General features: G+C 45.3%; 21 protein-coding genes. 11 read left to right on the forward strand and 10 right to left on the reverse strand.

All coding sequences use genetic code 11. The features are described 5' to 3' along the window. Nucleotides 1-1,038: an HlyD family secretion protein gene (locus tag J4N44_RS19335; RefSeq protein ID WP_009697177.1), complete on the forward strand. Its 1,038-nt coding sequence runs from the start codon at nucleotides 1-3 to the stop codon at nucleotides 1,036-1,038. 68 nt (nucleotides 1,039-1,106) lie between these two features. Here J4N44_RS19335 and J4N44_RS19340 read toward each other — a convergent pair whose 3' ends face one another. Beyond that, the gene (locus J4N44_RS19340) at nucleotides 1,107-1,814 is read right to left on the reverse strand and encodes a lipoate--protein ligase family protein (RefSeq protein WP_252045615.1); all 708 of its coding nucleotides are present in this window, start codon (nucleotides 1,812-1,814) and stop codon (nucleotides 1,107-1,109) included. A gap of 238 nt (nucleotides 1,815-2,052) precedes the next feature. Between J4N44_RS19340 and J4N44_RS19345 the strand changes: the two genes are divergently transcribed. Then, entirely contained in the window at nucleotides 2,053-2,517 is a 465-nt protein-coding gene (locus J4N44_RS19345) for a hypothetical protein (protein WP_009697175.1), read from the forward strand. A 79-nt stretch (nucleotides 2,518-2,596) separates the two neighbouring features. Continuing rightward, complete coding sequence (locus J4N44_RS19350) at nucleotides 2,597-2,923, forward strand: DUF4156 domain-containing protein (RefSeq protein ID WP_005451338.1); 327 nt, start codon at nucleotides 2,597-2,599, stop codon at nucleotides 2,921-2,923. A 54-nt stretch (nucleotides 2,924-2,977) separates the two neighbouring features. On the opposite strand, the gene J4N44_RS19355 is transcribed toward J4N44_RS19350, so the two are convergent. Together J4N44_RS19355 and J4N44_RS19360 are read right to left on the reverse strand one after the other, a co-directional pair. Continuing rightward, nucleotides 2,978-4,027 carry a hypothetical protein gene (locus J4N44_RS19355; RefSeq protein ID WP_005451340.1) on the reverse strand — a complete coding sequence of 350 codons (1,050 nt, stop codon included), beginning with the start codon at nucleotides 4,025-4,027 and terminating at the stop codon, nucleotides 2,978-2,980. Nucleotides 4,028-4,465: 438 nt separating this feature from the next. Beyond that, entirely contained in the window at nucleotides 4,466-5,614 is a 1,149-nt protein-coding gene (locus J4N44_RS19360) for an aminotransferase-like domain-containing protein (protein ID WP_009697174.1), read from the reverse strand. A gap of 124 nt (nucleotides 5,615-5,738) precedes the next feature. Here J4N44_RS19360 and J4N44_RS19365 point away from each other — a divergent pair, with 124 nt between their 5' ends. Then, the gene (locus tag J4N44_RS19365; protein ID WP_009697173.1) at nucleotides 5,739-6,608 is read left to right on the forward strand and encodes an AraC family transcriptional regulator; all 870 of its coding nucleotides are present in this window, start codon (nucleotides 5,739-5,741) and stop codon (nucleotides 6,606-6,608) included. A gap of 92 nt (nucleotides 6,609-6,700) precedes the next feature. Continuing rightward, nucleotides 6,701-7,615, forward strand: coding sequence for a LysR family transcriptional regulator (locus J4N44_RS19370; protein ID WP_005451346.1), 915 nt, complete (start codon nucleotides 6,701-6,703; stop codon nucleotides 7,613-7,615). Nucleotides 7,616-7,687: 72 nt separating this feature from the next. Here the strand turns inward: J4N44_RS19370 and J4N44_RS19375 are convergent, their stop codons facing one another. The 3 genes from J4N44_RS19375 to norR form a co-directional block, all read right to left on the reverse strand. Next, complete coding sequence (locus J4N44_RS19375) at nucleotides 7,688-8,221, reverse strand: cytochrome b (RefSeq protein ID WP_009700145.1); 534 nt, start codon at nucleotides 8,219-8,221, stop codon at nucleotides 7,688-7,690. A 156-nt stretch (nucleotides 8,222-8,377) separates the two neighbouring features. Then, a complete protein-coding gene (locus J4N44_RS19380; protein ID WP_017188655.1) occupies nucleotides 8,378-9,025 on the reverse strand; it encodes an HAD family hydrolase in 648 nt (215 codons plus the stop codon). Nucleotides 9,026-9,122: 97 nt separating this feature from the next. Beyond that, nucleotides 9,123-10,655 carry a nitric oxide reductase transcriptional regulator NorR gene (gene norR / locus J4N44_RS19385; RefSeq protein WP_017819364.1) on the reverse strand — a complete coding sequence of 511 codons (1,533 nt, stop codon included), beginning with the start codon at nucleotides 10,653-10,655 and terminating at the stop codon, nucleotides 9,123-9,125. 190 nt (nucleotides 10,656-10,845) lie between these two features. On the opposite strand from norR, the gene norV reads away from it, so the two are divergent. The 6 genes from norV to J4N44_RS19415 all read left to right on the forward strand — a co-directional run bounded on the left by norV (nucleotide 10,846) and on the right by J4N44_RS19415 (nucleotide 16,821). Next, nucleotides 10,846-12,348, forward strand: a complete 1,503-nt coding sequence (gene norV / locus J4N44_RS19390) for an anaerobic nitric oxide reductase flavorubredoxin (RefSeq protein WP_017188657.1) — start codon at nucleotides 10,846-10,848, stop codon at nucleotides 12,346-12,348. Between the two features lie 10 nt (nucleotides 12,349-12,358). After that, complete coding sequence (gene norW / locus J4N44_RS19395; RefSeq protein WP_252045616.1) at nucleotides 12,359-13,507, forward strand: NADH:flavorubredoxin reductase NorW; 1,149 nt, start codon at nucleotides 12,359-12,361, stop codon at nucleotides 13,505-13,507. 42 nt (nucleotides 13,508-13,549) lie between these two features. After that, nucleotides 13,550-13,888 carry a TehB family protein gene (locus J4N44_RS19400; RefSeq protein ID WP_009697167.1) on the forward strand — a complete coding sequence of 113 codons (339 nt, stop codon included), beginning with the start codon at nucleotides 13,550-13,552 and terminating at the stop codon, nucleotides 13,886-13,888. Nucleotides 13,889-14,218: 330 nt separating this feature from the next. After that, nucleotides 14,219-15,076, forward strand: coding sequence for a DUF2608 domain-containing protein (locus tag J4N44_RS19405; protein WP_252045617.1), 858 nt, complete (start codon nucleotides 14,219-14,221; stop codon nucleotides 15,074-15,076). A gap of 426 nt (nucleotides 15,077-15,502) precedes the next feature. Next, nucleotides 15,503-15,826, forward strand: coding sequence for a DUF3302 domain-containing protein (locus J4N44_RS19410; protein WP_009697165.1), 324 nt, complete (start codon nucleotides 15,503-15,505; stop codon nucleotides 15,824-15,826). Continuing rightward, complete coding sequence (locus J4N44_RS19415; RefSeq protein ID WP_047515197.1) at nucleotides 15,826-16,821, forward strand: HlyD family secretion protein; 996 nt, start codon at nucleotides 15,826-15,828, stop codon at nucleotides 16,819-16,821. The genes J4N44_RS19410 and J4N44_RS19415 overlap by 1 nt, the downstream gene beginning before the upstream one ends. Nucleotides 16,822-16,885: 64 nt before the next feature. Here J4N44_RS19415 and J4N44_RS19420 read toward each other — a convergent pair whose 3' ends face one another. The 4 genes from J4N44_RS19420 to J4N44_RS19435 all read right to left on the reverse strand — a co-directional run bounded on the left by J4N44_RS19420 (nucleotide 16,886) and on the right by J4N44_RS19435 (nucleotide 22,291). Beyond that, nucleotides 16,886-17,791: a LysR family transcriptional regulator gene (locus J4N44_RS19420; RefSeq protein ID WP_199450498.1), complete on the reverse strand. Its 906-nt coding sequence runs from the start codon at nucleotides 17,789-17,791 to the stop codon at nucleotides 16,886-16,888. A gap of 144 nt (nucleotides 17,792-17,935) precedes the next feature. Further along, a complete protein-coding gene (locus J4N44_RS19425; RefSeq protein ID WP_045457354.1) occupies nucleotides 17,936-18,871 on the reverse strand; it encodes an ADP-ribosylglycohydrolase family protein in 936 nt (311 codons plus the stop codon). A 201-nt stretch (nucleotides 18,872-19,072) separates the two neighbouring features. Further along, nucleotides 19,073-20,305, reverse strand: a complete 1,233-nt coding sequence (gene manA / locus J4N44_RS19430; RefSeq protein ID WP_252045618.1) for a mannose-6-phosphate isomerase, class I — start codon at nucleotides 20,303-20,305, stop codon at nucleotides 19,073-19,075. Between the two features lie 78 nt (nucleotides 20,306-20,383). Then, nucleotides 20,384-22,291 carry a PTS fructose transporter subunit IIABC gene (locus J4N44_RS19435; RefSeq protein ID WP_039975052.1) on the reverse strand — a complete coding sequence of 636 codons (1,908 nt, stop codon included), beginning with the start codon at nucleotides 22,289-22,291 and terminating at the stop codon, nucleotides 20,384-20,386. Between the last annotated feature and the right edge of the window lie 73 nt (nucleotides 22,292-22,364).

A 22,364-nucleotide genomic window follows, 5' to 3' on the forward strand; every position in this document is an offset into this window, starting at 1 on the left:
ATGAAAGTTAACTTTCACTTAGATAAAAAGAACAAGCCACAATCTGAGAGTGGCATGAAAGTCGCCTACGGTCAGGCGAAGCGTGGTGGTTATCGACTTCGTTGGTATCTGATTTTGGCAATTGTCATTAGCCCGCTGTTATTTATGGCTTATTACTTGTTTAAGACGCAGATTCTAGTGACTGCGCCCGGTATCGTGACCTCTTATCCATTAACGATAACGGCGACTCAAGCCGCAATTGTTGGACCGATTCCGGCGAATGTCGGTGACGAGGTAGGCAAGGGGCAGTCTTTAATTCTATTGGCAGATAGTGCGTTAAACAAAGAAGTCGAGTTTTTACAAAAAGAGTTGGTTTCGTTGTCCAATAACAAGGTTCAAAGTACTGATGAGCTGTACCAGCAAGCGATAGCCAGTACCAAAACAAGCCTCGCTAAGGTGCAACAAATTCAGCAAAAGTACGACCAATTTAGAAAGAAAGGTCAGGTGTCAGAAGTGGATTACGCTGCGGTAGTTAACGTGAGCAATGCCATTGATAGCCAATTGAGCGACCAAGAAATAGCTTACATCAATGCCAAACGTGATAGAGAGCAATTGGCATTGGCGGGGCCGGTTGCACAGCAGTATCGAGCGTTAATGCAAGAGCTTGTCGTAAAGCGTGCCCAACAAGAGAGCTTGACATTTAGAGCACCGTTTAGTGGTCGAGTTTTGGATATTCATGTTCATGAAGGTCAGCGTGTTACAGAGAATGCACCATTATTGACGGTAGCTCAGAACGTAACACCGGACATTACCGCATTTTTAAATCCTAAGTATCTGGATTACAGCCAAAAAGGAACCAAAGCGAAGGTCATCTTCCCTGACGGTAAAAAGTTATCTGCGACAGTTTCAAGGCCGGTTGAAGTGGTTAACAAGCTACCCCAAGAGCTGCAAAGCCCGTTTGAGGGTCAACCAGCATACCTGAAAGTCACATTATCTTTTGACGAACCCGTAGAGCAAACGAGATGGATTGAGGGCGTTGAAGTGGAAGTTCGTTTTTAACTTAATGAGTTTAATAAATGATAAAAGGGAGCAAATGCTCCCTTTTTTGATGAATATCGCGAATAGACTCAACGCTTCGCGTGATCCAAAAACGCTTGAGTCAGCGTTTGAAACAACGTATCAACACTTAGTTTTTGTTCTATATGGTCGAATAGGGGAGTATGAACGTCGCCACGAATATCATCGTTATGCCCGCAAAGGCGATTACATAGCTTTACTGGTTCAACGATTTTTTCTACGTCAGCATCTATGAGAATACAGGCTTGAGAGAGCACTACTTGTCCTCCGCCTTTTTTCAGTAAGACACGTTGTGCTGTCCCAACCACTTTTTTCCCATCAATATTTAAGTTGTATTCGCCATCACAATAGGAGTTTGGCGTAGCGTGCACATCAACTTTGACACCTAACTGTTTAAAAAACACGGCGAGTACGGAACATAAGTCGAGATACGCTTTTTTAATGTCGTAAGGTTGACCTTCAGGCCAGTGGTAGATATGAGAGAGGTTTATGATCCCCGGAACCTGTGGAACTGGTGCACCGCCGGTTTTACGTGAAAACAGTCTCCAACCTGAGTCTGCTAGATCTTGTGCTAGTTGCTCTGAAATTGTCCACTTCTTACCTGCTGGAAGCACTAGCGTAGGGCTTTTGACTTGCCACAACAGTAATACTTGAGAAAGTTGACCAGATTGAACAAGCTTGATTAACTCGTCTTCTTTGCTGAATACGTCCGATACTTCTTTAGATTGGTAACGGATCAGTTTGTTTTTCGAAGTCAAATTCAGTCCCTCTTGCCGCTTACTCCTCTGTTTTACTCTAATTTGGTCAAAAAGCAAATCGCCTAGTTATTTATGTTTTCTATTAAATTATTAACTAAAACATAAACTTAATAAAAATCCATTTAATTAAGCTAAATTTTAATGATTTTATTTCTAGTGCAAGTATTGCGTGTGCAATGATTGTTGTGTAATCTTTTTTGTGCCGTGAGTCCCAACAACATGAAAAGAGAATATCGCTATGAAAAAGACACTCAGCTTTGCTCATCGAATCACCTCTATTAGTGCATACCTGCTCATCATGAGCTTTTTCACCAGTACAGTCGCGGTTGAGTTGTTTGGTGATCATCACGCAATTTTGGCGGTTAAAACTTATATCTCGTACGCGATTTGGGCAGTTGTCCCTCTTATGGCAGCAGCCGGCATAACCGGGTCAAAGATGGCTCCGAATGTGAAAAAAGGACCTCTAGCGGCAAAGAAAAAGCGTATGCCTTTCGTTGCGATGAACGGCATCTTGATTTTGGTTCCGGCGGCGATTTATTTGCAGCATTTAGCCGCAAGTAATCAGTTTGATACGACCTTCTATATTGTTCAGTTGGTTGAGTTGCTTGCTGGTTTCACGAACCTAACATTGATGACGCTGAACATTCGCGATGCGCGTGCATTAAAGATGCCTAAGAAAGCTCCTAAACGAGCGGTTATGTAAAGCATAAAAATAATTTGTTGGTCATTGTCTAAACGATAAATAGAATCCGCAGACGATTTAATTCTAAGGCGATGAAATTATGAAAAAGTTAATGACTGGTGCAGCATTAGCAGCGTTATTAACTGGCTGTGTGACGTTCCCAACACAAGAATCTGAACAAGTAAAAGTGATTTGGGATGACGCAAACGCAATCGCGAACTGCCAACATTTAGGTACAGTGATCGGTTCAGAAGGTCACTTCTATGACTACTGGTTGCATGCGGACAAAGATATGGTTTGGGGAACGCTGAACCAAATGCGTATCAAAGCTGCTGAACTGGGGGGTGACACTCTTTATTTGTACCAACCGCTTGGTTTTTCGAGCTCAGTGACAATGTTCGCTAACGCGTATAAATGCCAGAACTAATAAAAGCAGACCTGAGGTCTGCTTTTGTTTTTGTGTAATCGTCAATTTTGCTATCTAATTCAAGCCCGCCGTTGCCATGGCGACCGCATCAGTAAATGACACCGAGAATGCTTCGTCGGTATTCAACACTTTCGCAGGAAATTCTAGGCTAAGCTTCATTTCGGATGCGACTTCCGACTCGATACTGGTAATGAAAGTGCGTGTTTCTCCCGGAGCAATCACCAGATCAGTTCCACTTTCTGGACCGAGTTCAGCGATTCCCACGGTTGTTAGACCATTTCCCTCGCTGTCCACTAAGCTCAATAAGGATTCTGATTTGTAGATAAGTTCACCTTTGTCTGTTTGGTATGCTCTAAACGTATTGAAGTTTGGTTGTAGTTCACCATCAGCGGATAGGTTAGTAACAGAGAAGGTCACATTGGAGCCATCGAACTTTTCAACTTTAACCAAAACATTTGGGTCTTGATAGCGAGCTGCTGCTGCGGCTGCCGCTAACTCTTGTTGTCTTTCTTTCTCACGTTCTACTTCTTCTTGGCGCGCCTTTTCTTCTGCGAGTTTCGCTTCTTCTTCAGCAATACGTTTTTCTGCCATCGAATAAGACTTATCGACCATTGTTAGCAGAGCTGGTATTGAAAATGCAGTTAACCCCTCTAAATGGTCAAAATCGATTTTTGCATGCGTAGTGAGTTGGTTGGTTGAGAACTGGCAGTGCCCGTCAATAAGGCTCACAAACGCTACTTCAAAAGTCCCTTGAAGCTTACTCACTTCTACGCCTGCTTTTTCGATGTTTTCTCGTACTTGCTTGATTTCTTCTAATGACTGCTTGGATAACGGTCCATTTGGTGAAACATTGTTAGAGACAGAGACAAGCTCTTCGGTCACAAACGGATTATTTTTTGCTGGGACAACAGTAGTGATTAGATTTGATTTGGTGATGTCTTCACCCAGCAATATCGTCATTTTCTGAGAAGCGGCGGTCTTGTTACCCGCTAGTACGTCGCTACAGTTTGGTGAATTGCCCGCATGCGCTGTTTGTATGGCTGCGAGAGAAAGCATGGCGGACAAGCCCGTGACGACGAGTCCTTTCGATGGTCGATTGTTCATCCTGATAAACCCCTCTGTAATATGATGCGCTAAGCCGACGTGTATAAGACCAATCGCGGATTGGTATAGCGACATTCAGAATGGTTGTAATTGCGTCCTCACCACGTTCATCTTCACAAGACGACATTGCTGATGGTGTCAGCTCTACTTTCGATGGTGATAAGCCATCACGATCAAAAGTGTTTGAATTCGCAGATGATGCTGCAAGGGCGATGTCTTTTTTCTGAAAGATAGACGTAACTTTTCCAAGCTTCAAATACGTGATCGAGATCTATTTTTTGCGATAGTGCGAGGATCAAGCGAAAACAGACACTTAAGCTAGAGAGTTGATTTTGAGAGAAAAAAAATAAATTTTTTAGGGAACTTTTTATACTGCTGCCTTTGGGACTTAATTCGCATCCCAAAGGCAGGTGATTGGATTCTAAAGGGGAATTCGGATTACAGCGCGTTCAGTACATCAGCTAAACGGGTTACGGCAACTCTGAGTTCATCAGGTGTTGCGTTGGTGAAGTTCAAGCGAAGCGCTGCTTTTACTTCTGAACCTTCTGGGTAGAACACTGGGCTCGGTACGACAGCTACACCGTTCGCAAGCAATGACTTCGCTAGCTCAAACGTATCGCACTCTGGAATCTCCACCCATACGAACATGCCGCCATCAACCGGTTTCAATACACAACTTGTCGGAAGCTGTTTTTCTAATTCTGCATACATCACGTCGTAGCGCGATTTGTATAGCTTACAAATAGTAGAGATGTGGGTTGCAAAGTTATCGTGCTGCAATAGGCCGTGCAACAGAGCTTGCATAGGCACGCTAGAATGCAGGTCTGCACCCTGTTTGATTTTAATCAGTGGCTCTAGGTAGCTGGTTTTACCCGTTACAACACCGATTCGTAAACCCGGAGAAGCGATCTTAGAGAAAGAACGCAACACGATAGAGTTTTGTGGGCAGAAGTCAGATACCAAAGGCAGAGCTTCACCAGAGAAGCGTAACTCGCGGTATGGTGCATCTTCAATGAAAGCCACGTTGTATTGAATACAAAGCTCCGCAACCTTTTGGCGTGTTTCCAGTGCCCAGCAAACACCTGTTGGGTTATGGAAATCTGGCACGGCGTAGAACATCTTCGGTTGTTGCTTAGCGAAGCATTGCTCCAGCTCATCAAGGTTTGGACCAAATTCTGTTTGAGAAACGGTAACGATGTTTGCTTGAACCAAACCAAACACCTGCATGGCACCCAAGTAACTTGGCGCTTCCATCACGACTTTGTCACCTGGATTCACGTAAGCACGTGCGATCAAATCCAAACCTTGTTGGGAGCCAGTAGTGATCATCGCAGTGTGTGTTTCAGGCAGTTTGAAGTAACCGTTTAGGAAGTTTAGTAGTGGTCCATAGCCTGCCGTTGAACCGTATTGGAAAACTTCAGGCATGTTTGCCAAGTTCTCTAATGTTGGCTTCATCAGCTCGATAGGAAAGGTTTTTTCATCTGGCAAACCACCAGCAAGTGAGATGACGTTTTTATCGCTAGCGGCAGCGAGGATCTCTCGAATGTACGATGACTTTACTTGTTGCAGTGACTGTGCGATTTCCATGTGTTGTGTTTCTCGTATTTTTTAATTTTATGTGAAAGATAGTACATGGGATTTGCTAACTAAGGTGTGTCCATTTATGCTGTTAAACATGTCCATTTATGCTATTTCAGTAAAGCGATAAGTTATGAGCCAGCAACAGGTTTCCAGAATCAATGACGTGCTGTTCTATATTCATCAAGACATCAGTAGAGAATTATCCGCCAAAGAGCTAGCTGATGTAGCGGCGTATTCTGAACAGCACTTCCACCGTATATTTAAAGATGTAGTGGGTGAGTCTATTCATCAATACATACGTCGTACGCGAATGGAATACGCCGCAAACCAGTTGATGTTTGATACTAAATCGTCGGTATTGGAAATTGCTAATAAGTGTGGTTTCAGCTCAGTGTCGTCTTTTAGTCGTGCTTTTAAAGCGACGTTTGAATTGTCTCCAGGAGCATGGCGTAAGCATGACCTTCATGTGGCAGAAAAGCCGTATTTGAAGGATCCGGAAGTGGCAGCAGGGTATCATCGAGTCGCAAAGCGCACTCTACCAGAGCCAAAGATTATTGAAGTTCCACAACGCTTTGCTGCGTACGTTCGCCATGAAGGTTACAACCGTTCGATTCGTAATGCGTGGCTGGTGCTGAAAGCGTGGGCGAACTCTGAGCAGCGTGATTTCTCTACTCAATATGGTTTGCACCATTCCAACCCTGCTTGGGTAGAGCTGGATAAGTGTCGCTATGTCGCGTGCATGGCGATTGATAAACCGCTTAAATACCGTGGTGTGGTGAATCAAATGACCATTCCAGGTGGCTTACACGCGGTGTTCCGATTAACAGGCGTCTATGGTGAGCTTTTGCCGCAAATCAGCATGGTATTGGAAAAGTGGTTACCTAACTCTGGTTTTAAGCAACGTTCGACACCTGCTTATGTGCACTATCATAAAAACCATTTTCTTAATCACGAAGAAGTCTTCGAGTTAGATTTCTATTTACCTATCAGTTTCTTCTAAAAGTCTTTGCTTCAAATTGAATGCTTTACTATTGTGTGGGAAGAAAATAGCCATTAATAACCTCAGACTTTATAGAATAAGTTGAAAATAAAATGAACATAGAACATCTAAAACTTTTCGTTCGTTTAGCATCGACCCACAATATCAGTATGGCGGGACAAGAGCTGGGATTATCTCCTGCGGTTGCTAGTGCCCATATTAATAAATTGGAAGAAGGTTTGGGCGTGCGCCTTGTACATCGAACCACGCGCAAGGTTTCGTTAACAGAAGAGGGGCAGGCATTCTTACCTCATGCTGAGGAAGTGTTGGCAACGGTTGAAGCGGCACGAGGTGCTGTAGGTGTTGGTCACAAGGCGCCAACAGGGACGTTACGAGTCACCGCATCTGCATCTTTTGGGCGCTTGCATTTAGTGCCAGCACTTAAAGGGTTTATGGCAAAGTACCCAGAGCTGACCATTGATTTTCGCTTCTCCGATTCGATTATCGACATGGTGGAAGGTGGCTTCGATGTTGCTGTTCGCCTTGCCGAGCTGAAAGACTCGTCTCTAGTGGCACGCAAACTTGCTCCAGATCGTCGTATTGTTGTCGCGTCACCGGAGTATTTGGCGCAGCATGGCACACCTCAATCGCCAGAAGAGCTTGTAAATCATGAATGTGTGACTTTGGCTGGTTTGGAGAACTGGGTATTTGAAACCCCAGAAGGGCAGTACTCGATGCGCGCTTCTGGCAGCTTTAGAACCGATAATGGTGATGCAATGCGTGATGCTTGCATTGATGGGCTTGGGGTTTCAATTAACTCGATTTGGAGCGTATACAAACAGCTACAAAAAGGTGAGTTAGTCGAAATATTACAAGACTATCCATTAGTGATGAATGCGAGTATCTGGGCGGTCTATCCGAGCTCTCGCCTGATCGCCCCTAAAGTTCGAGCGTTTATTGACTATTTCGCGGAGTATTACGGTCAACCGCCTTATTGGGAGCTTGAACTGGCAGAACAGCAAAAGTAGCCTGAATAATATTCAATGGAAACGCCACTTAATTCGCATTAAGTGGCGTTTTTTCTTATAAAATTAAGAAGATTAGCTGCGACCAAGCATACGTGAGATGGTGCCATCCTTATCGATCACTTGGTGTTTGATAGCGCCAGCAACGTGCAAAACAAACACTAAGATGAGCACTTCTACCGCAGAGTGATGAATCGTTGAGCCAAGCTCTTGCAGCCAAGGTGTTTCTGCGCCTTCTGCGATGATCACCCACCCGAAAATATCAACAGCTCGACCACCGCCAGCACTCATAGCAATACCAGAGATAGGCATTGCTAAGGTGGCTAACAGTAGAATACCGTGGACTGCCTTGGCTGCTTTGTCTTGCCATGCTGGCATCTCAGAAGCTGGTGGTAGAGCGCCTTCTTTTAAGCGCCACACTAGACGAGCAAGAGCGATAACTAAAAGGATAGCGCCTAGCGATTTATGAATCCCGTACCATTCGAATTTTACTGGGCTGCGTGGTAAATCCACCATGTATAAACCAAGTGCGAACACACCAATAAAAGCGAGTCCAGTTACCCAGTGCAAAGCGATAGTTTGCCAAGTTAAAGGCGTTTTGTTGAGCATAAGATAATCCTCTTTTTCTTTATGGTTATACGAACGATTATCCATTAATGTTGTGAATAGAACTACACATGTCAGTGTAAAGTTGGGTAAATTTTGTTCACAAAAAACGCTCCGAAAGTTGGAGCGTTTTGCGTTAATTCAATGAGCAAAAATTGCTTAGCCTTGCTTTAACTCAGCGAGAGCGTGGTGCAGTGAAGGAACGATCGCATGACCAAATCCACGCACTTCTTCACAAGGTTCAACGAGGTCTGGGATTTGGAAAGTTACCATGTTGGCAGCAACAGCAGCACGAACGCCATTATTTGAATCTTCAAAGGCGAGACATTTGGTTGGTTCTATGTCTAAACGACTTGCCGCAAGCAAATAAATTTCTGGATCGGGTTTACCGTGTGAAACTTCACAGCCGGTAGTTAAGTTGTCGAAATACTGGCTCAAACCTGCCAATTCCAACTTCTTTTTCGCCACTTCTTTTGCTGTAGAAGTGGCAACAGCAATGGGTAACCCTTGCTCTTTCAACCATTCAAGTAGCTCAATCACTCCTTCTTTGACCGGAATGGCTTGGTGTTTAACTACCGCATCGTATCGGTCGCGCCATTCTTTGTGTAAGCGATCAAGATCATCCCCATAAGCTTTGCGGAAAATCACTTCAATGCCGGCTGCATTGCGACCAATGATTGAAAGGTAAACGTCTTTATAGAATGGGAGGTTTTGTGCTTCACACGCTTCTTGGAAAATGCGCATGCACACACGTTCCGTATCGAGGAGTAAACCATCCATGTCAAAAATAGCAGCTTGAAAATTCATTACGTTATGACTTGTCGATTGAGATGGCGCATTTTGACATAAGCGAAAACGATTTTCTTGTGGAATTCCACCATCTCACATGCTTTTTACTCAATCCTTATTTTATTCCTAAGCGTTTTGCTAAACGGTGCAAATTACCGTTATCCAGCTCAAGTTGACGTGCCGTTGCTGCCCAGTTACCTTGGTTCTCTTCCAGTGCTCGAACAATCATCGCTTTTTGGAATGCGTCTGTGGCTGGTTTTAATCCGCCTTCTGGCAGCTCTAAGCGAGAGTTTTGTTTCGTTTCTTCAACGTTCTTGATGTTCTGATTCGGCGTTCGAATATCAAAATCTTGTTCGACTAACTCAATATCCATGGAATGGGTGCGTGCTTTTGCCAAAACTCCAGCCCGTTTGATGACATGTTCGAGTTCTCGAACGTTGCCTGGCCACGAATAATCCTTAAGCGCGTGAACGAGCGTAGGGGACAAGCGAATGCTGTTCAATCCGAGCTTACTTCTCAAGTGTTCAGCAAAGAAGCCCGCTAGCAACACTACATCATCCTCGCGTTCGCGAAGAGGTGGCACATGAAGTGGGAAGACGCTTAGGCGGTGATATAAGTCGGCTCGAAAACGCCCAGCGGTGACTTCTTCATGCAAAATACGGTTGGTGGCGGCGACAATGCGTGTATTGACTCGGATATGACGGTCGTCACCCACTCGTTGGATGTCGCCGTATTGTAGGGCTCGAAGTAACTTGGCTTGTAGCTCTAATGACAGTTCACCGACTTCATCCAAAAACAGTGTGCCGCCATCTGCTTGTTCGAATTTACCCTTACGATTACTGATTGCGCCCGTAAAAGCGCCTTTGATGTGCCCAAACAGTTCGCTCTCTGCTACGGACTCAGGCAGAGCCGCACAGTTGAGGTAAACCAAGGTATTGCTGGAACGATTGGAGCGATGGTGAATAGCACTGGCGACCAACTCTTTACCCACGCCAGTCTCACCCATGATCAGTACAGACAACTCGGTATCGGCGACTGCATCTATTTGTTCTTGAAGATTCTTCATCCCCTGAGAGTTGCCAATGATTTCGTTGCTCAAGGTGCGTTTCTCGGCGTAAGAATCACGTGGCAGGCTCGCTTGAGTTTCTAGTTGCTCTAACAGTAGAGCTGTATGTAAGCCACCTGCGGCTAATGCACTAACAAAACGTAATTCTTGGTTACGCAACCCATCAAATTGGTTGGGGTCGAAGGCGTCAATCGTAATAGCACCAATGAGCTGATCGTCGATCAGCAAAGGTAAACCAATGCAGGAATGGACATGTAGTTTGTCATCGTGGTTTGGAATCAAGCCGTCGTAAGGATCAGGCAAGTCGCTGTCAGAGGGAAAGCGCACGATGTCGCCAGCTCGGGCAATGGCTTCTAACCTTGGGTGCTGCTCAATGGAGAAACGGCGTCCCAGCACTTCTTCTGCCAAACCATTGATCGCTAATGGCTTAAAGTGCTGATCTTCATACAAAAGAAGGGCCGAAGAGTCACACTTTAATACCTCTCGAATCGTGGTTAACAACGTATCAAAACGAGCTTGCTGAGTGAGTGCTGAGTTAAGGTCTTGTGTGATGTGTAGCCACTGCGCGATTAAAGAAGTCATAACCAATACCAATTGTGTCAATATGACTATTGTAGTGTCTTAATGACAATTTTCAACTGTGTCTTAATGACAGTCTTTATTGTTGATTTTGTTTTAACTTGTTGAAAATAAAGGAAGTAAAAAGTTGGCATGCCCGATGCAATATAAAAGTCAGTTCTTCTTATTTATTTCGTCATTCAAGGTAGTAATTATGACAATTCACGTAAAAAACAACATTCATTGGGTAGGTCAGCGCGATTGGGAAGTTCAGGACTTCCATGGTACAGAATACAAAATGACAAAAGGTACCAGCTACAACAGTTATCTAATTCGTGAAGAGAAAACCGTACTGATTGATACGGTCGATCATCGATTCAGTCAACAATTCATCCAAAATTTAGAGATGGAAATCGACCTTAAGTCTATCGACTTTATCGTGGTAAACCATGCAGAAGAAGATCACTCGGGCGCATTGTCTGCATTGATGGAGAAGATTCCGAACACGCCAATTTACTGTACAGAAGCGGCGATTGACTCCATCGTTGGTCATCACCACCATCCCGAGTGGAACTTTAAAACCGTAAAAACGGGCGACAGTATCGATATCGGTAATGGCAAGCAACTGGTGTTTGTGGAAGCGCCAATGCTGCATTGGCCGGACAGCATGATGACATACCTAACGGGCGATGCGGTGCTATTCAGTAACGACGCATTTGGTCAGCACTACTGCGATGAACGTCTGTTCAATGATGAAGTGGACCAAAATGAATTGATGGAGCAGTGTTTGCGTTACTACTCAAACATCCTAACGCCATTTAGCAGCTTGGTAACCGCTAAAATCAAAGAAGTGCTGAGCTTCAACTTGCCTGTCGACATGATCGCAACGTCACACGGTATTGTATGGCGCGATAATCCGGTTCAAATCATCGAGCAATACTTGGCGTGGGCAGACAATTATCAAGAAGATCGCATTACGATTTTCTACGATTCTATGTCAAACAACACTCGAATGATGGCCGATGCCATTGCGCAAGGCATTCACGATGTCGACCCTGGTGTGGCGGTCAAAGTCTTTAATGTCTCTAAGCACGATAAGAATGAAATTCTCGCCAATGTATTCCGCTCAAAAGGCATTTTGGTTGGTTCGTCTACCATGAATAACGTCATGATGCCGAAGATCGCAGGCATGCTAGAAGAAATTACCGGTCTGCGCTTTAAAGCGAAGAAAGCCGCTGCGTTCGGTAGCTACGGTTGGAACGGTGGTGCGGTGGATCGTATCCATGCTCGATTGACTGACGCAGGCTTTGAAACGGCGGTGAGCTTGAAAACCAAATGGCGACCAGATGGTAAAGCGATGCGTGAATGTCGCGAACATGGTCAAAACATCGCGAAATTGTGGGCAAAGCATGACCTGACAAGTCCTGTTATTTCTCCGGCGATTGCTGCGTCTGCACCACAAGTTCAATCACAACCCGCTGCACAAGTAGCAACACAAGCTGTGGTAGATGCTGCTCCTAGTAACCCTAGTACCGAGGCGCATCCTGCAGATTGTCAATGCATGGTTTGTACGGTTTGCAATTGGGTTTACGACCCAGCTAAAGGTGAGCCTAATCAAGGTGTTGAACCAGGTACGGCTTGGACTGAAGTGCCAGATTACTTCTTGTGCCCAGAATGCCACTTGGGTAAAGACGTTTTTGTCGAATACAACGGGTAAGGGGGCGAATATGCAAGCTCCTATTGTGATTATTGGTAGCGGCTTTGCGGCTTACCAATTGGTGAAAACAGTGCGTCGAATGGACGCACATAATCCGCTACAAGTGTTTACTGCCGATGATGGCGCGGAATACAACAAGCCTGATTTGAGTCATGTATTTAGCAATAAGCAAACCGCCCAGGACCTAGTGGTTAAGAGTGGAGAAGCGTTTGCACAGGAACACAACATTGAGTTATTTGCCCATACCATGATTGAGCATGTCGATGTGCAAGCTCAGCAAGTGGTAGTCAATGGTCAAGTCTATCCTTACTCCAAATTGGTATTTGCGACAGGTGCGAGAGCCTTTGTGCCACCGATGTCAGGCAATGCGGCATCTGAGGTGATCACGTTAAACTCACTCCAAGAATACCAATTGGCAGAAGAGAAAATTAGCCGTGCGAAACGTGTTTTAGTGATTGGTGGTGGGTTGATCGGCGTCGAGATTGCCATGGATCTCGCGACCAGTGGTAAAGCGGTTACGGTGGTTGAGCCAAATCCCCGTTTGCTCGCTAACCTGATTCCTGAATTCGTCGCATTACCGCTCGAAAACCAACTTAGGCAGCAAGGTATTCAACTTGCTTTGGAGACTGGGGTTGTCGCGATCAATCACTCAGATGATTCGCTGGTAGCAAGCGTGAGCAAAGGTAATGCAATCGAAGCCGATGTAGTGATTTCAGCGGCGGGTTTACGTGCTAACACTTGGTTAGCGAAGGCTTGTGGGGTGTGCGTCAATAAAGGCATCAAGGTGGATGCTCGATTACAGACATCAGCAGCCAATGTATTTGCATTAGGCGATTGCGCCGAGATCCAAGGTCGAATGATGCCGTATCTCCAACCGATCGTGCTAAGTGCCAATGTGTTAGGCAAACAGCTACTGGGGCAAGAAGCAGAGTTGAAACTACCACCTATGATGGTAAAGGTGAAAACGCCGAGCTACCCAATTCAATTAGCGGGCGATTTTAGTTCGGTGACGAACTGGAGCGTGCAGATTTCTCAAACTGGTATTGCCGCAAAGGCTGAAGATGAAAATAGCCGACTCAAGGGCTTCGTCGTGACGGGCGAACAAGTCAGCCAAGCATTTCCATTACTTCGAGAGTTGTCTCAAGCAGGTCAGGCTTAACCGATTTAAACGAAAAGAATTGTAATTAGAGAGGGTATCATTATGTCGCACTTACGAATTCCTAAAGACTGGACTGTTCAACGTTCAACGCCTTTCTTCACTAAAGACAATGTGCCACCAGCGCTACTGACTCATCATAATACCGCTGAGGGTGTGTTTGGGCAGCTGTGTGTCATGGAAGGGCAAGTGACTTACTACGGCTTTGCTGATGAAAATGCCACAGAAGCAGAATTGGTGGTGGTGATTAATGCAGGCCAGTTTGCTACCAGTCCTCCGCAATATTGGCACCGAATTGAGATGAGCGATGATGCTCAGTTCAACATCAATTTTTGGTCGAACAAAGATAAGAGTGGGCAAGCGATGTTCCACGCGAAGAAATAACGCATACAGAAGTGAATACAGCGCTAATTTGTCGGGAAGAAGCGTTTACTATCACACTATGCATTAAGCGTAGGCAAAAGAGCAGAGATTCGTCTCTGCTCTTTTTTGTCTCTTACTTTACGACGATTACAAATGATGTTGAATAATGGTTTGCGTACACAGAACTCCGACGAGAAGAGCGTTAAAACGAAACCGTGCTCTCATTTATGTGATGGATATCAATTATATAGTTGGAATGTAACAAAAAGTTACGATATTTTTGTTATGTTATAACGTAATTAATATTGAAAAGCTCGAGTTATTCGGAAAGAATCAACTTAAGGAAATACTATGATGCTAAAAAAAGTGGCTCTATTTTGCGCACTGGCATTCGCAACTAACGCAATGGCAGATGTGGAGGTCAAAGATACCAACAACTTTAACGATGTTGCGGCTAAAGTAAATCAGCTGAAAGAAGCAGGGAAAAATCCACTGATCGTGGTTGATATCGACAATACTTTGCTGACTTCGACTTCCGATATTGGGGGCGATATTTGGTACCAATGGCAACGCGGTAAATTGGATGTGAAGCCGAAAGATGGCGATAAAGTCGATTGTCTTTTTCAAGACTCTATCGGCATGCTGTACGAGCTAGTACCGATGAAAACCATCGAAAATGGCGTGCCTGCGATGTTGCGCGGCTGGCAAGATGACGGTCTAACGGTGATGGCTCTAACGTCTCGTTCTCCAAATTATCGTTACGCCACAGAGCGTGAAATGATGCGTAATCAATTTGATATGACACGCACTGCGCTTAAAGAGAAAGGTTCAGACGCACTGCCTATCTATATCGATAATCCCAAGCGCCCGCTGAGCTACATCAATGGCATTATGATGACCACAGGTATGAACAAAGGCACCATGCTTGAGTACATTTTAGATAAGACAGATCAAAGCTTTAGTGACGTTGTGTTTGTTGATGACAGTGAGAAGAACGTCGTCAATATGAAGAATGCCTACAAAGATGACAAAGCAGTAGATATGACAATCTTCCACTATACCAAAGTAGAGCATGACCGTATTGCAGCAAATGGAGCAGTACTAACACAGGAACAAGCAAATAAGATGGCGAGTGATTGGAAAGCGTTAAACAAAGTCCTGGACCAGATTGCGCCTGCACGTATGGGTGACACTTGTTTGGGTCAATAACCAGATGAAAAAGTGATTTAGGTTTGTTGCTTGTGCCGGGTTATTAATACCCGTTTAGAGAGATGGAGGGGTCCAATCGATTTTTTCGGATTATTTACTGGTCTTGCAACCTTATCCAAAGCGATATCAATATTGGTATCGCTTTTTTTCTGCCTGTAGAAAGCTAGATTCGATCTTGTTCTGCTTATTCTGAAATTATTCAGGATTTGAATGGGAATAGAGGTCTAACCTGATGATTTTATGGACAATTAAATATCACTAAACTGTCATTTAAATAGGAATCAATAGTCCTGATGTAAGCCTCATCCTACAATTTCTTCATTGCGACGGAGCGACAAGCTTAAGGAAAGTCATCATTCAGTTACGTTTTAGTATTGTTTAGATCGTCTTAAACGTCTAGAGCGTCTTAAACTAGGAGCTTCCACAATGAATTTAATGTTGGACTACGCCTCTCTGGCGATCTTATTTGTGGTGCTGTTAATTCTGATTTTTGGATTGATAGCCCTACATGATATCCCCTACGAAATTGCAAAAAAGCGCAACCATCCCCATGCCGATGCGATTCATATTGCCGGTTGGGTGAGCTTGTTCTTTCTTCATGTGATTTGGCCGTTTCTTTGGATATGGGCAGCCATGTACGACGGAGAGAAGCAAAACTGGTTAGGTGCTAAGCCTTCGGTATCTCAACAAGATTATGAGCAACTACTGGTTCGTATCAATCAACTTGAGCAAGTGAGAGGGGACGAATAATGGAAACTCTTATCATCCTAAGTTACGTAGCGCTGTGCGTTATCGTATTTCGAGTATTTCGTGTACCTAAAACCAAGTGGACACTCACCACGGCATCCGTTATTGGCATGTTCATCGTGGGATGGATTTTTCTCTATATGGCAATGTATCAACCCGTTTCTCGCATGGCGCGTTTGTACAGTGTGACGACACCAATCACTTCTCAGGTAGAAGGTATAGTTACTCAAGTGTATGTGCAAGGAAACCAACAAGTGAAAGCGGGTGACCCTCTCTATCAAATTGACGATACACCGTTCAAAGATAAAGTGAGCCGTATTCAAGGTGATATCAGTCGTACCGAATCAGCGATTGATTTCTATCAGGCGGAGCTGGAAAGATACCAAAAGTTAGGGCGTAAGGGGTATTCTTCTCAAGAGAAAGTGGACGATATTGAGAACCAATTGCTGGAACAAAAGGCAAATAAGAGCAAATATCAATCAGAGTTAGCTGTTGCTGAGTTTAAACTAGGCAAAACCACCGTTACCGCACCAACGGATGGCTATGTCACGCAAGTGGCGCTGCGTCCGGGGATGAAGAGTCGCATTGTGCCGTTTCAAGGCAACCTGACCTTCGTCCATAAAGAAGACAAACAGTTGTTTGCTGCATTTAAACAAGCGCCAGCACGATATGTGAAAGTCGGTTATCCGGCGGAAGTGACCTTCAATACCATTCCCGGTCATGCATACAAGGCGCATGTGACACAAGTGAATGACATTTTTGCTCAGGGCGCGGTATCACCATCAGGGAATATGAAGTACCCAGAGCAAATTCCTGCTGGTGGCCGAATCTTAGTGAAAGTGGAATTGGATAATCCAGACTTGGTAAAAGACATGCCATTGCCATCCGGCACAGATGCACATGTTGCGGTGTACTCACCGAAATGGGAAATGTTCAGTATCGTACGTAAAGTGATCCTGAGAATGCAGAGTTGGCAAAACTGGTTATTCGAAGGCTAATAGCAACAAGGGCGAAGCAGCAGGCTTCGCCCTTGTTCTATGGATGTTCGTGATTATTTGTCTGTTAGTCAATGGATTGAGCGACCGCCTGTTTAATTGCATTCCTCAGCCATTCATGCCCTTTGTCGCTCTTTTGTGATTGGTGCCAAGTCATGTAAATAGGCACCTTATTGGCTTCAAAAGGCAGAGGGAAAGCGTTTAATCCGAGGGTGTTCGCCAAGTTGTCAGAGAACCAACGCGAGGTGACGCATATCCAATCGGTTTGAGACACTAACTGTAGCGCTGTCATGCTCGAACCTGTCGAATATGCCACTTGCCTTGGTGGCAGCGTATCTTCAATGATCAAAGAGTCTAAAGCATTGGTATTGAGTCGCTGAGTTCGCCAAGTCACATGAGACTCACGCATGAAGTCGTCGTACGTGAGTGCGTCCTGAATACGAGGGTGATCTTGGCTCACTGTCACCATAAGTTCTTGTTCAAACAACAATTCATTGTGATAACCATGATCCGTTAAAGGCACGGTAGCAAGAATCACGTCCACGCGTCGGCGTCTTAAATCGTCTTGACGGTCTTGTTCGTTCAAGTGTTCCACATCCGCTTCAATAGAAACCAAGGGCGCATGCTGGGATTTGTATTTCGCTAAGGCTGGCACGAGCATTAAATCGATATCTTTATGGCTAGAGATTCGAAAGGTGCGTTGGCTGGTTTCTGGCGTGAATTCTTGACGAGATTTCGAACCGTTGATCAATAGACTTAAAGGCTCTTTGATTTCTGCATGTAGCTCAATCGCAAAATTCGTCGGGACGATGCCTCTACCTTGACGAACAAAGAGGGGATCTTGGTATTGATCTCTTAACTTGTTGAGTGCGTGACTCACGGCGGGCGCAGTGATGTTTAACGCGGTAGCGGCATCGTTGACGCTTTTTGACTTCATGACCGCATCAAACGTTTTTAACAAGTTAAGGTCCATAGGCTATCTCTTTGATTTGCTTTATCTTCAATGTAGGTGGATAGCGCAAAGATTTCGAGGATTATTTCTGTCAGGCGAGATTCAAATCATCACCAACGAAAAGACCAGAGTTTGGGTTCTGTTCTTTTCGCTGGTTGAAAAGGGTTATAAACACTGTAGTAAACGGCGAGGTAGCGCGGTTTGATCCATCCAATGATTTGGAATCGACATTGGTGTGTCGTAGTAACTTGCCCCAAGAATGGCACCGAGCGGAATAGCTCGTCCACTTGAATCGCCGCCACAGTAAATGTTCTCACGCATGGTGGTTTCGTAGCTTTCTGAATTCATCAACAAATGACAAATCACCACAAATGAAGCGTCTAAACCGCAATGCATCCCAACGGACTCCGCAACGCTGGTGGCGCTTCTGCCGCTCATCGCCTCTGCACGTTGAATATCGCTGGCAATCTTTGGAGAAACCGTCTGAGCTGCCATTACACACGCTTTGGGCGCAGCGCCTTGCAATGCCATCTGAATCATCACTGCGACAGCTTGGGCGTACATAACTGCGGTGTCGTTGTTATTGGTAACCCGCACGGCGGAATCGACCAGTTTAGCGAGTTTGTCATCATCGGAATGAAAAGCCACCAAAGGCGGAAGCTTAGATAATGCAGGGTTTTGCGTGTCGTCAGCCCCACATAGGGTCACACGCAGTTCTTTGGCTTCCAACTCATGAATGTTGAGCAGTGTTTGCTTAGTCGGTTTGTCTGTATAGCCCTGCCATTTACCACCAAAATCAAACCATTCTCGAAAGGAGCGAATGTAACGCGCCTCGTCGTAGTGTCCGGTTTGAACCAGAGCGTCTAACATGGCAACAAGCTGCGCGCCATAGTGGGTGAGGTCACCGACTTGCTTGCTACCGTGGGCAAAATAACCTTTGTCATGGTATTCAGTTCGATTCGGTTGATGAAATTCCGGATGCGGAGAACCAAACTGCCTGATGAGTTCTTGATCGTAAAGCCAATGAAATCCGAGAGATGCTGCATCACCGACGAGTGCGCCGATAATGGCATGAAGAGAGCGAGCGTTTCTATGAGTCATCTTGCCACCTTTATAAACAGGGCTACTCAATAAGTCTTACACAGTTTCTTGGTTTTGTAGGGAAATTTTTCTGTTTTGGATCAAGACTATAGTGCTTAATTAACCATTGCTTTACTAAGGTTAAAAAGACTAGGGTTAAAAGCAAAACGCCCCGCGAGTGGCGAGGCGTTGGTTTTAGTGGCGTACTATTAATAATAACGATTAACTGTAAGCGCGTGCGACACGACCTTCACAATCCAAAGTAACCTGTTTTGCGTAAGCCGGAATGAAAACAGATTGTCCTTTTTCAATTACGCATGTTTCGCCGTTTGCGTGAGTTAGCACAAGTTTGGTGTCCAGAGGCATAAGGATCTCAGCGGTTTGAACTTCTAGAGTACGCTGGTGAGCTTGTTTAACGATGGCGAATTTGAAATCGTCCACAGGAATTGGGTATTCCAACATATCGTCGATTTCAGTCGGTGCAAGCAATAGGCTGTCGAATGGCTTCTCATTGAAGCGTGTACATGCAACAAGCTCTTTCACGTCCATGTATTTTGGTGTCAGACCTGCGCGCAGTACGTTGTCTGAGTTCGCCATGATCTCAAGACCTGTACCTTTTAAGTAAGCGTGTGGCGTTTCTGCATCCAAGAACATGGCATCACCCGGTTGTAGGGTAATCACATTAAGCATCAGTGGTGCAAACAAACCAATATCGCCAGGGTATTGCTTCTCTAGCTCAAGAATAAGGTTGAACAGAGGTAAGTCGGTGATGCGAGCTTGAGCCAATAGCACCGTCAGCGCCATCTCTTTCTGTTCGCCTTCTAGTGATAGTAGACCCGAGAAGAAAGTCGCCAAGCCAGTTGGCGTTTGGTTTGCGATAAGGTCATCCACTAAGCCTTGCAGCTCAGGAATCGCCAACTCAGAGAAGAAGCTGATGATTTCACTTGTTGGGCGGAAGCCATTCATCGCTTGGTATTCGGTTAGCGCGTAAACCAACTCAGGTTTGTGGTTTGGATCTTTGTAGTTACGGTTTGCAGCGGTTAGGGGAATGCCTTGTTTTTCTTCCAGTGCAAAGCCTAATTCTGCTTGCTGTTTGTTTGGGTGAACCTGAATCGACAGCGCTTTCTCAGCGGCAAGCACTTTAAACAGGTATGGAAGTTCACCAAAACGGTTTGCGACTTCTTCACTCAGAAAGGCATTAATGTCTTGAGCAATCAGTGAAGAGAGTTTGGTCTCCTCACCGTTTACCATCACCAATGAGCAACCGTTTGGATGCGCGCCCATCCATACTTCTGCTTGTGGTTCGCCCGTTGGGTTTTCAATGCCAAACAGTTGGTTAACAGAAGTAGTACTGCCCCAAGCGTAGTTTTGAATCACGTTGTTCATCAGGAAAAACATCGGATGCTTAGCTTGAGTTTGAATCGTTTGTGTATCGGACATCGTTAAATCAGACATAGAGTGTCACCATGAGAGAAAATCATGGCTTGGGCGACACTGCCCAAGCCATAGGAGCCATTTGGGGGTAGGGGATGATTAAGCGGCTGCTTGCATCATTTTTGCTTTACGAACTTTCTTCAGAGTTACACACGTTACTGCGGTAACCACTGCGCCAGCTGCCATACAAATCAGAGCAAGTACTGGGTGGTTCATCGCGCCAAGTAGAGCGACAACTGGACCGCCGTGAGCAACACTGTTAGTAATGCCGAATGAGAACGCCATTACTGCCGCCACCATTGAGCCAAGTACGTTTGCTGGAATCACTGACATTGGATCTTGCGCTGCGAACGGAATCGCACCCTCAGAGATACCAACCAGACCCATAGCACCTGCTGCTTTACCCGCTTCAGTTTCTGATTCTTCGAACAGGTCGAACTTACGACCAAGCGCTGTTGCCAGTGCCATGCCTAGAGGTGCAACAGGGATTGCACACGCCATCGCACCCATAAATTGAGTTTGACCGCTCGCAATCATGCCCACAGAGAATAGGAATGCGACCTTGTTGAATGGACCACCCATATCGAAGCCAGCCATACCACCAAGTACGATGCCTAGTAGAACGACGTTACCTGTACTCATGCTTGTTAGTAGCGCAGTCAGACCGTCCATTAGACTTGCGATTGGTGCACCGATAACGAAGATGAAAAGACCAGCGATGAACAACGAACCTGTGATTGGCGCAATCATGATTGGCACCAAAGGTTGAATGAATTTGTGGTAGTTAATCGACGTAATCCACTTCACGAAGTAACCCACAAGCAGACCAGCGATGATGGCACCGATAAAGCCTGTACCAGCGTCTGCGCCGTAGAAAGAACCGTTGTTTGCAATCCAACCACCGATCAAGCCAGGAGCCAGAGCCGGACGGTCAGCAATCGCGTAAGCAATGTAACCAGCAAGGATTGGGATCATCAGCGTAAAGGCAACCACACCTACGTTGAGGATTTGGTTCCACATGCTGCCTTCAGGAATTGCCATGCCCGCTTCACTTGGCTGACCACCGACTGCAAGAGCAAGTGCAATCAACAGACCACCCGTTACAACGAATGGGATCATGTGTGATACACCGTTCATCAAGTAGCGGTAAAGGTCCGAGCGAGCCTGAGAGGCTTTGTTTGCAACAGACGCTTGTGCATTGCTGCTTGCTTCTGCTTGGTATTCTGGAGCGCTTAACGCTTCGTTAATCAGACCTTGAGCATCGCGGATAGGGGCTTTTACGTTAGTTTTAACCACGCGTTTGCCCGCAAAGCGGTTCATATCGACTTGTTTGTCACATGCCACGATGATTGCGTCTGCACGCTCGATTTCTTCTGCGGTTGGGCTGTTTTTCACACCGATTGAACCGTTCGTTTCAACCTTGATTTCGTAACCCATCGCCGCTGCACCTTTCTCTAGCGCTTCTGCCGCTAGGTAAGTGTGCGCAACGCCCGCAGGACAACCAGTAACACCAATGATGAAACCTTGGTTTGCTGGTGCGTCTGTCACTGCTTGAGGCTCTTCTTTAGCAAGTAGAAGTGCCAGTGCGTCTTGGCTGTTTGCTGCACCTAAGAACGCATCAATGAAACCATCTTCAATCAGTTTTGAAGACAGCTCTGCAAGAACTTCGATATGGTGGTTATCGCCACCGTCTGGAGAAGCGATCATGAAGAACAGTTTTGAAGGCAAACCGTCTTCTGCGCCGTATTCGATACCTGATTTGCTTACGCCGATCACAACCGCTGGTTCAAGAACCGCGGCACTTTTCGCGTGTGGGATAGCAACGCCATCCTCAAATCCGGTGTTACCTAATTCTTCACGTGCTTTTATATCTGCAAGAAATTGCTCTTGGTCTGAAATACGACCTTGGGCGTGTAGAACTGCAACCAGTTCTTTAAATACGTCTTCTTTTGAAGTCGCTTGAAGATCAAGCTTAATCAAGTCTTCATTTATTAGTTTGGTGATCATTGTCGAACCCCTATAAATATAATTTTTATTTCAGGGGTATTTTGAAATTAACCAAGCAGAGACAGTAGTGAAG

This window comes from Vibrio sp. SCSIO 43155, from assembly GCF_023716605.1.
Classification (GTDB): Bacteria; Pseudomonadota; Gammaproteobacteria; order Enterobacterales; family Vibrionaceae; genus Vibrio; species Vibrio harveyi.

Bases quoted from the DNA above. Each gene is read 5' to 3' on its own strand.
- J4N44_RS19420 (WP_199450498.1), bottom strand. From the start codon at position 17,791: ATGGACCTTAACTTGTTAAAAACGTTTGATGCGGTCATGAAGTCAAAA.
- J4N44_RS19410 (WP_009697165.1), top strand. From the start codon at position 15,503: ATGAATTTAATGTTGGACTACGCCTCTCTGGCGATCTTATTTGTGGTG.
- norV (WP_017188657.1), top strand. From the start codon at position 10,846: ATGACAATTCACGTAAAAAACAACATTCATTGGGTAGGTCAGCGCGAT.
- J4N44_RS19345 (WP_009697175.1), top strand. From the start codon at position 2,053: ATGAAAAAGACACTCAGCTTTGCTCATCGAATCACCTCTATTAGTGCA.
- J4N44_RS19405 (WP_252045617.1), top strand. From the start codon at position 14,219: ATGATGCTAAAAAAAGTGGCTCTATTTTGCGCACTGGCATTCGCAACT.
- J4N44_RS19375 (WP_009700145.1), bottom strand. From the start codon at position 8,221: ATGCTCAACAAAACGCCTTTAACTTGGCAAACTATCGCTTTGCACTGG.
- J4N44_RS19415 (WP_047515197.1), top strand. From the start codon at position 15,826: ATGGAAACTCTTATCATCCTAAGTTACGTAGCGCTGTGCGTTATCGTA.
- J4N44_RS19365 (WP_009697173.1), top strand. From the start codon at position 5,739: ATGAGCCAGCAACAGGTTTCCAGAATCAATGACGTGCTGTTCTATATT.
- J4N44_RS19425 (WP_045457354.1), bottom strand. From the start codon at position 18,871: ATGACTCATAGAAACGCTCGCTCTCTTCATGCCATTATCGGCGCACTC.
- J4N44_RS19335 (WP_009697177.1), top strand. From the start codon at position 1: ATGAAAGTTAACTTTCACTTAGATAAAAAGAACAAGCCACAATCTGAG.
- J4N44_RS19360 (WP_009697174.1), bottom strand. From the start codon at position 5,614: ATGGAAATCGCACAGTCACTGCAACAAGTAAAGTCATCGTACATTCGA.
- J4N44_RS19380 (WP_017188655.1), bottom strand. From the start codon at position 9,025: ATGAATTTTCAAGCTGCTATTTTTGACATGGATGGTTTACTCCTCGAT.
- manA (WP_252045618.1), bottom strand. From the start codon at position 20,305: ATGTCTGATTTAACGATGTCCGATACACAAACGATTCAAACTCAAGCT.
- J4N44_RS19355 (WP_005451340.1), bottom strand. From the start codon at position 4,027: ATGAACAATCGACCATCGAAAGGACTCGTCGTCACGGGCTTGTCCGCC.
- J4N44_RS19350 (WP_005451338.1), top strand. From the start codon at position 2,597: ATGAAAAAGTTAATGACTGGTGCAGCATTAGCAGCGTTATTAACTGGC.
- J4N44_RS19400 (WP_009697167.1), top strand. From the start codon at position 13,550: ATGTCGCACTTACGAATTCCTAAAGACTGGACTGTTCAACGTTCAACG.
- norR (WP_017819364.1), bottom strand. From the start codon at position 10,655: ATGACTTCTTTAATCGCGCAGTGGCTACACATCACACAAGACCTTAAC.
- J4N44_RS19435 (WP_039975052.1), bottom strand. From the start codon at position 22,291: ATGATCACCAAACTAATAAATGAAGACTTGATTAAGCTTGATCTTCAA.
- norW (WP_252045616.1), top strand. From the start codon at position 12,359: ATGCAAGCTCCTATTGTGATTATTGGTAGCGGCTTTGCGGCTTACCAA.
- J4N44_RS19370 (WP_005451346.1), top strand. From the start codon at position 6,701: ATGAACATAGAACATCTAAAACTTTTCGTTCGTTTAGCATCGACCCAC.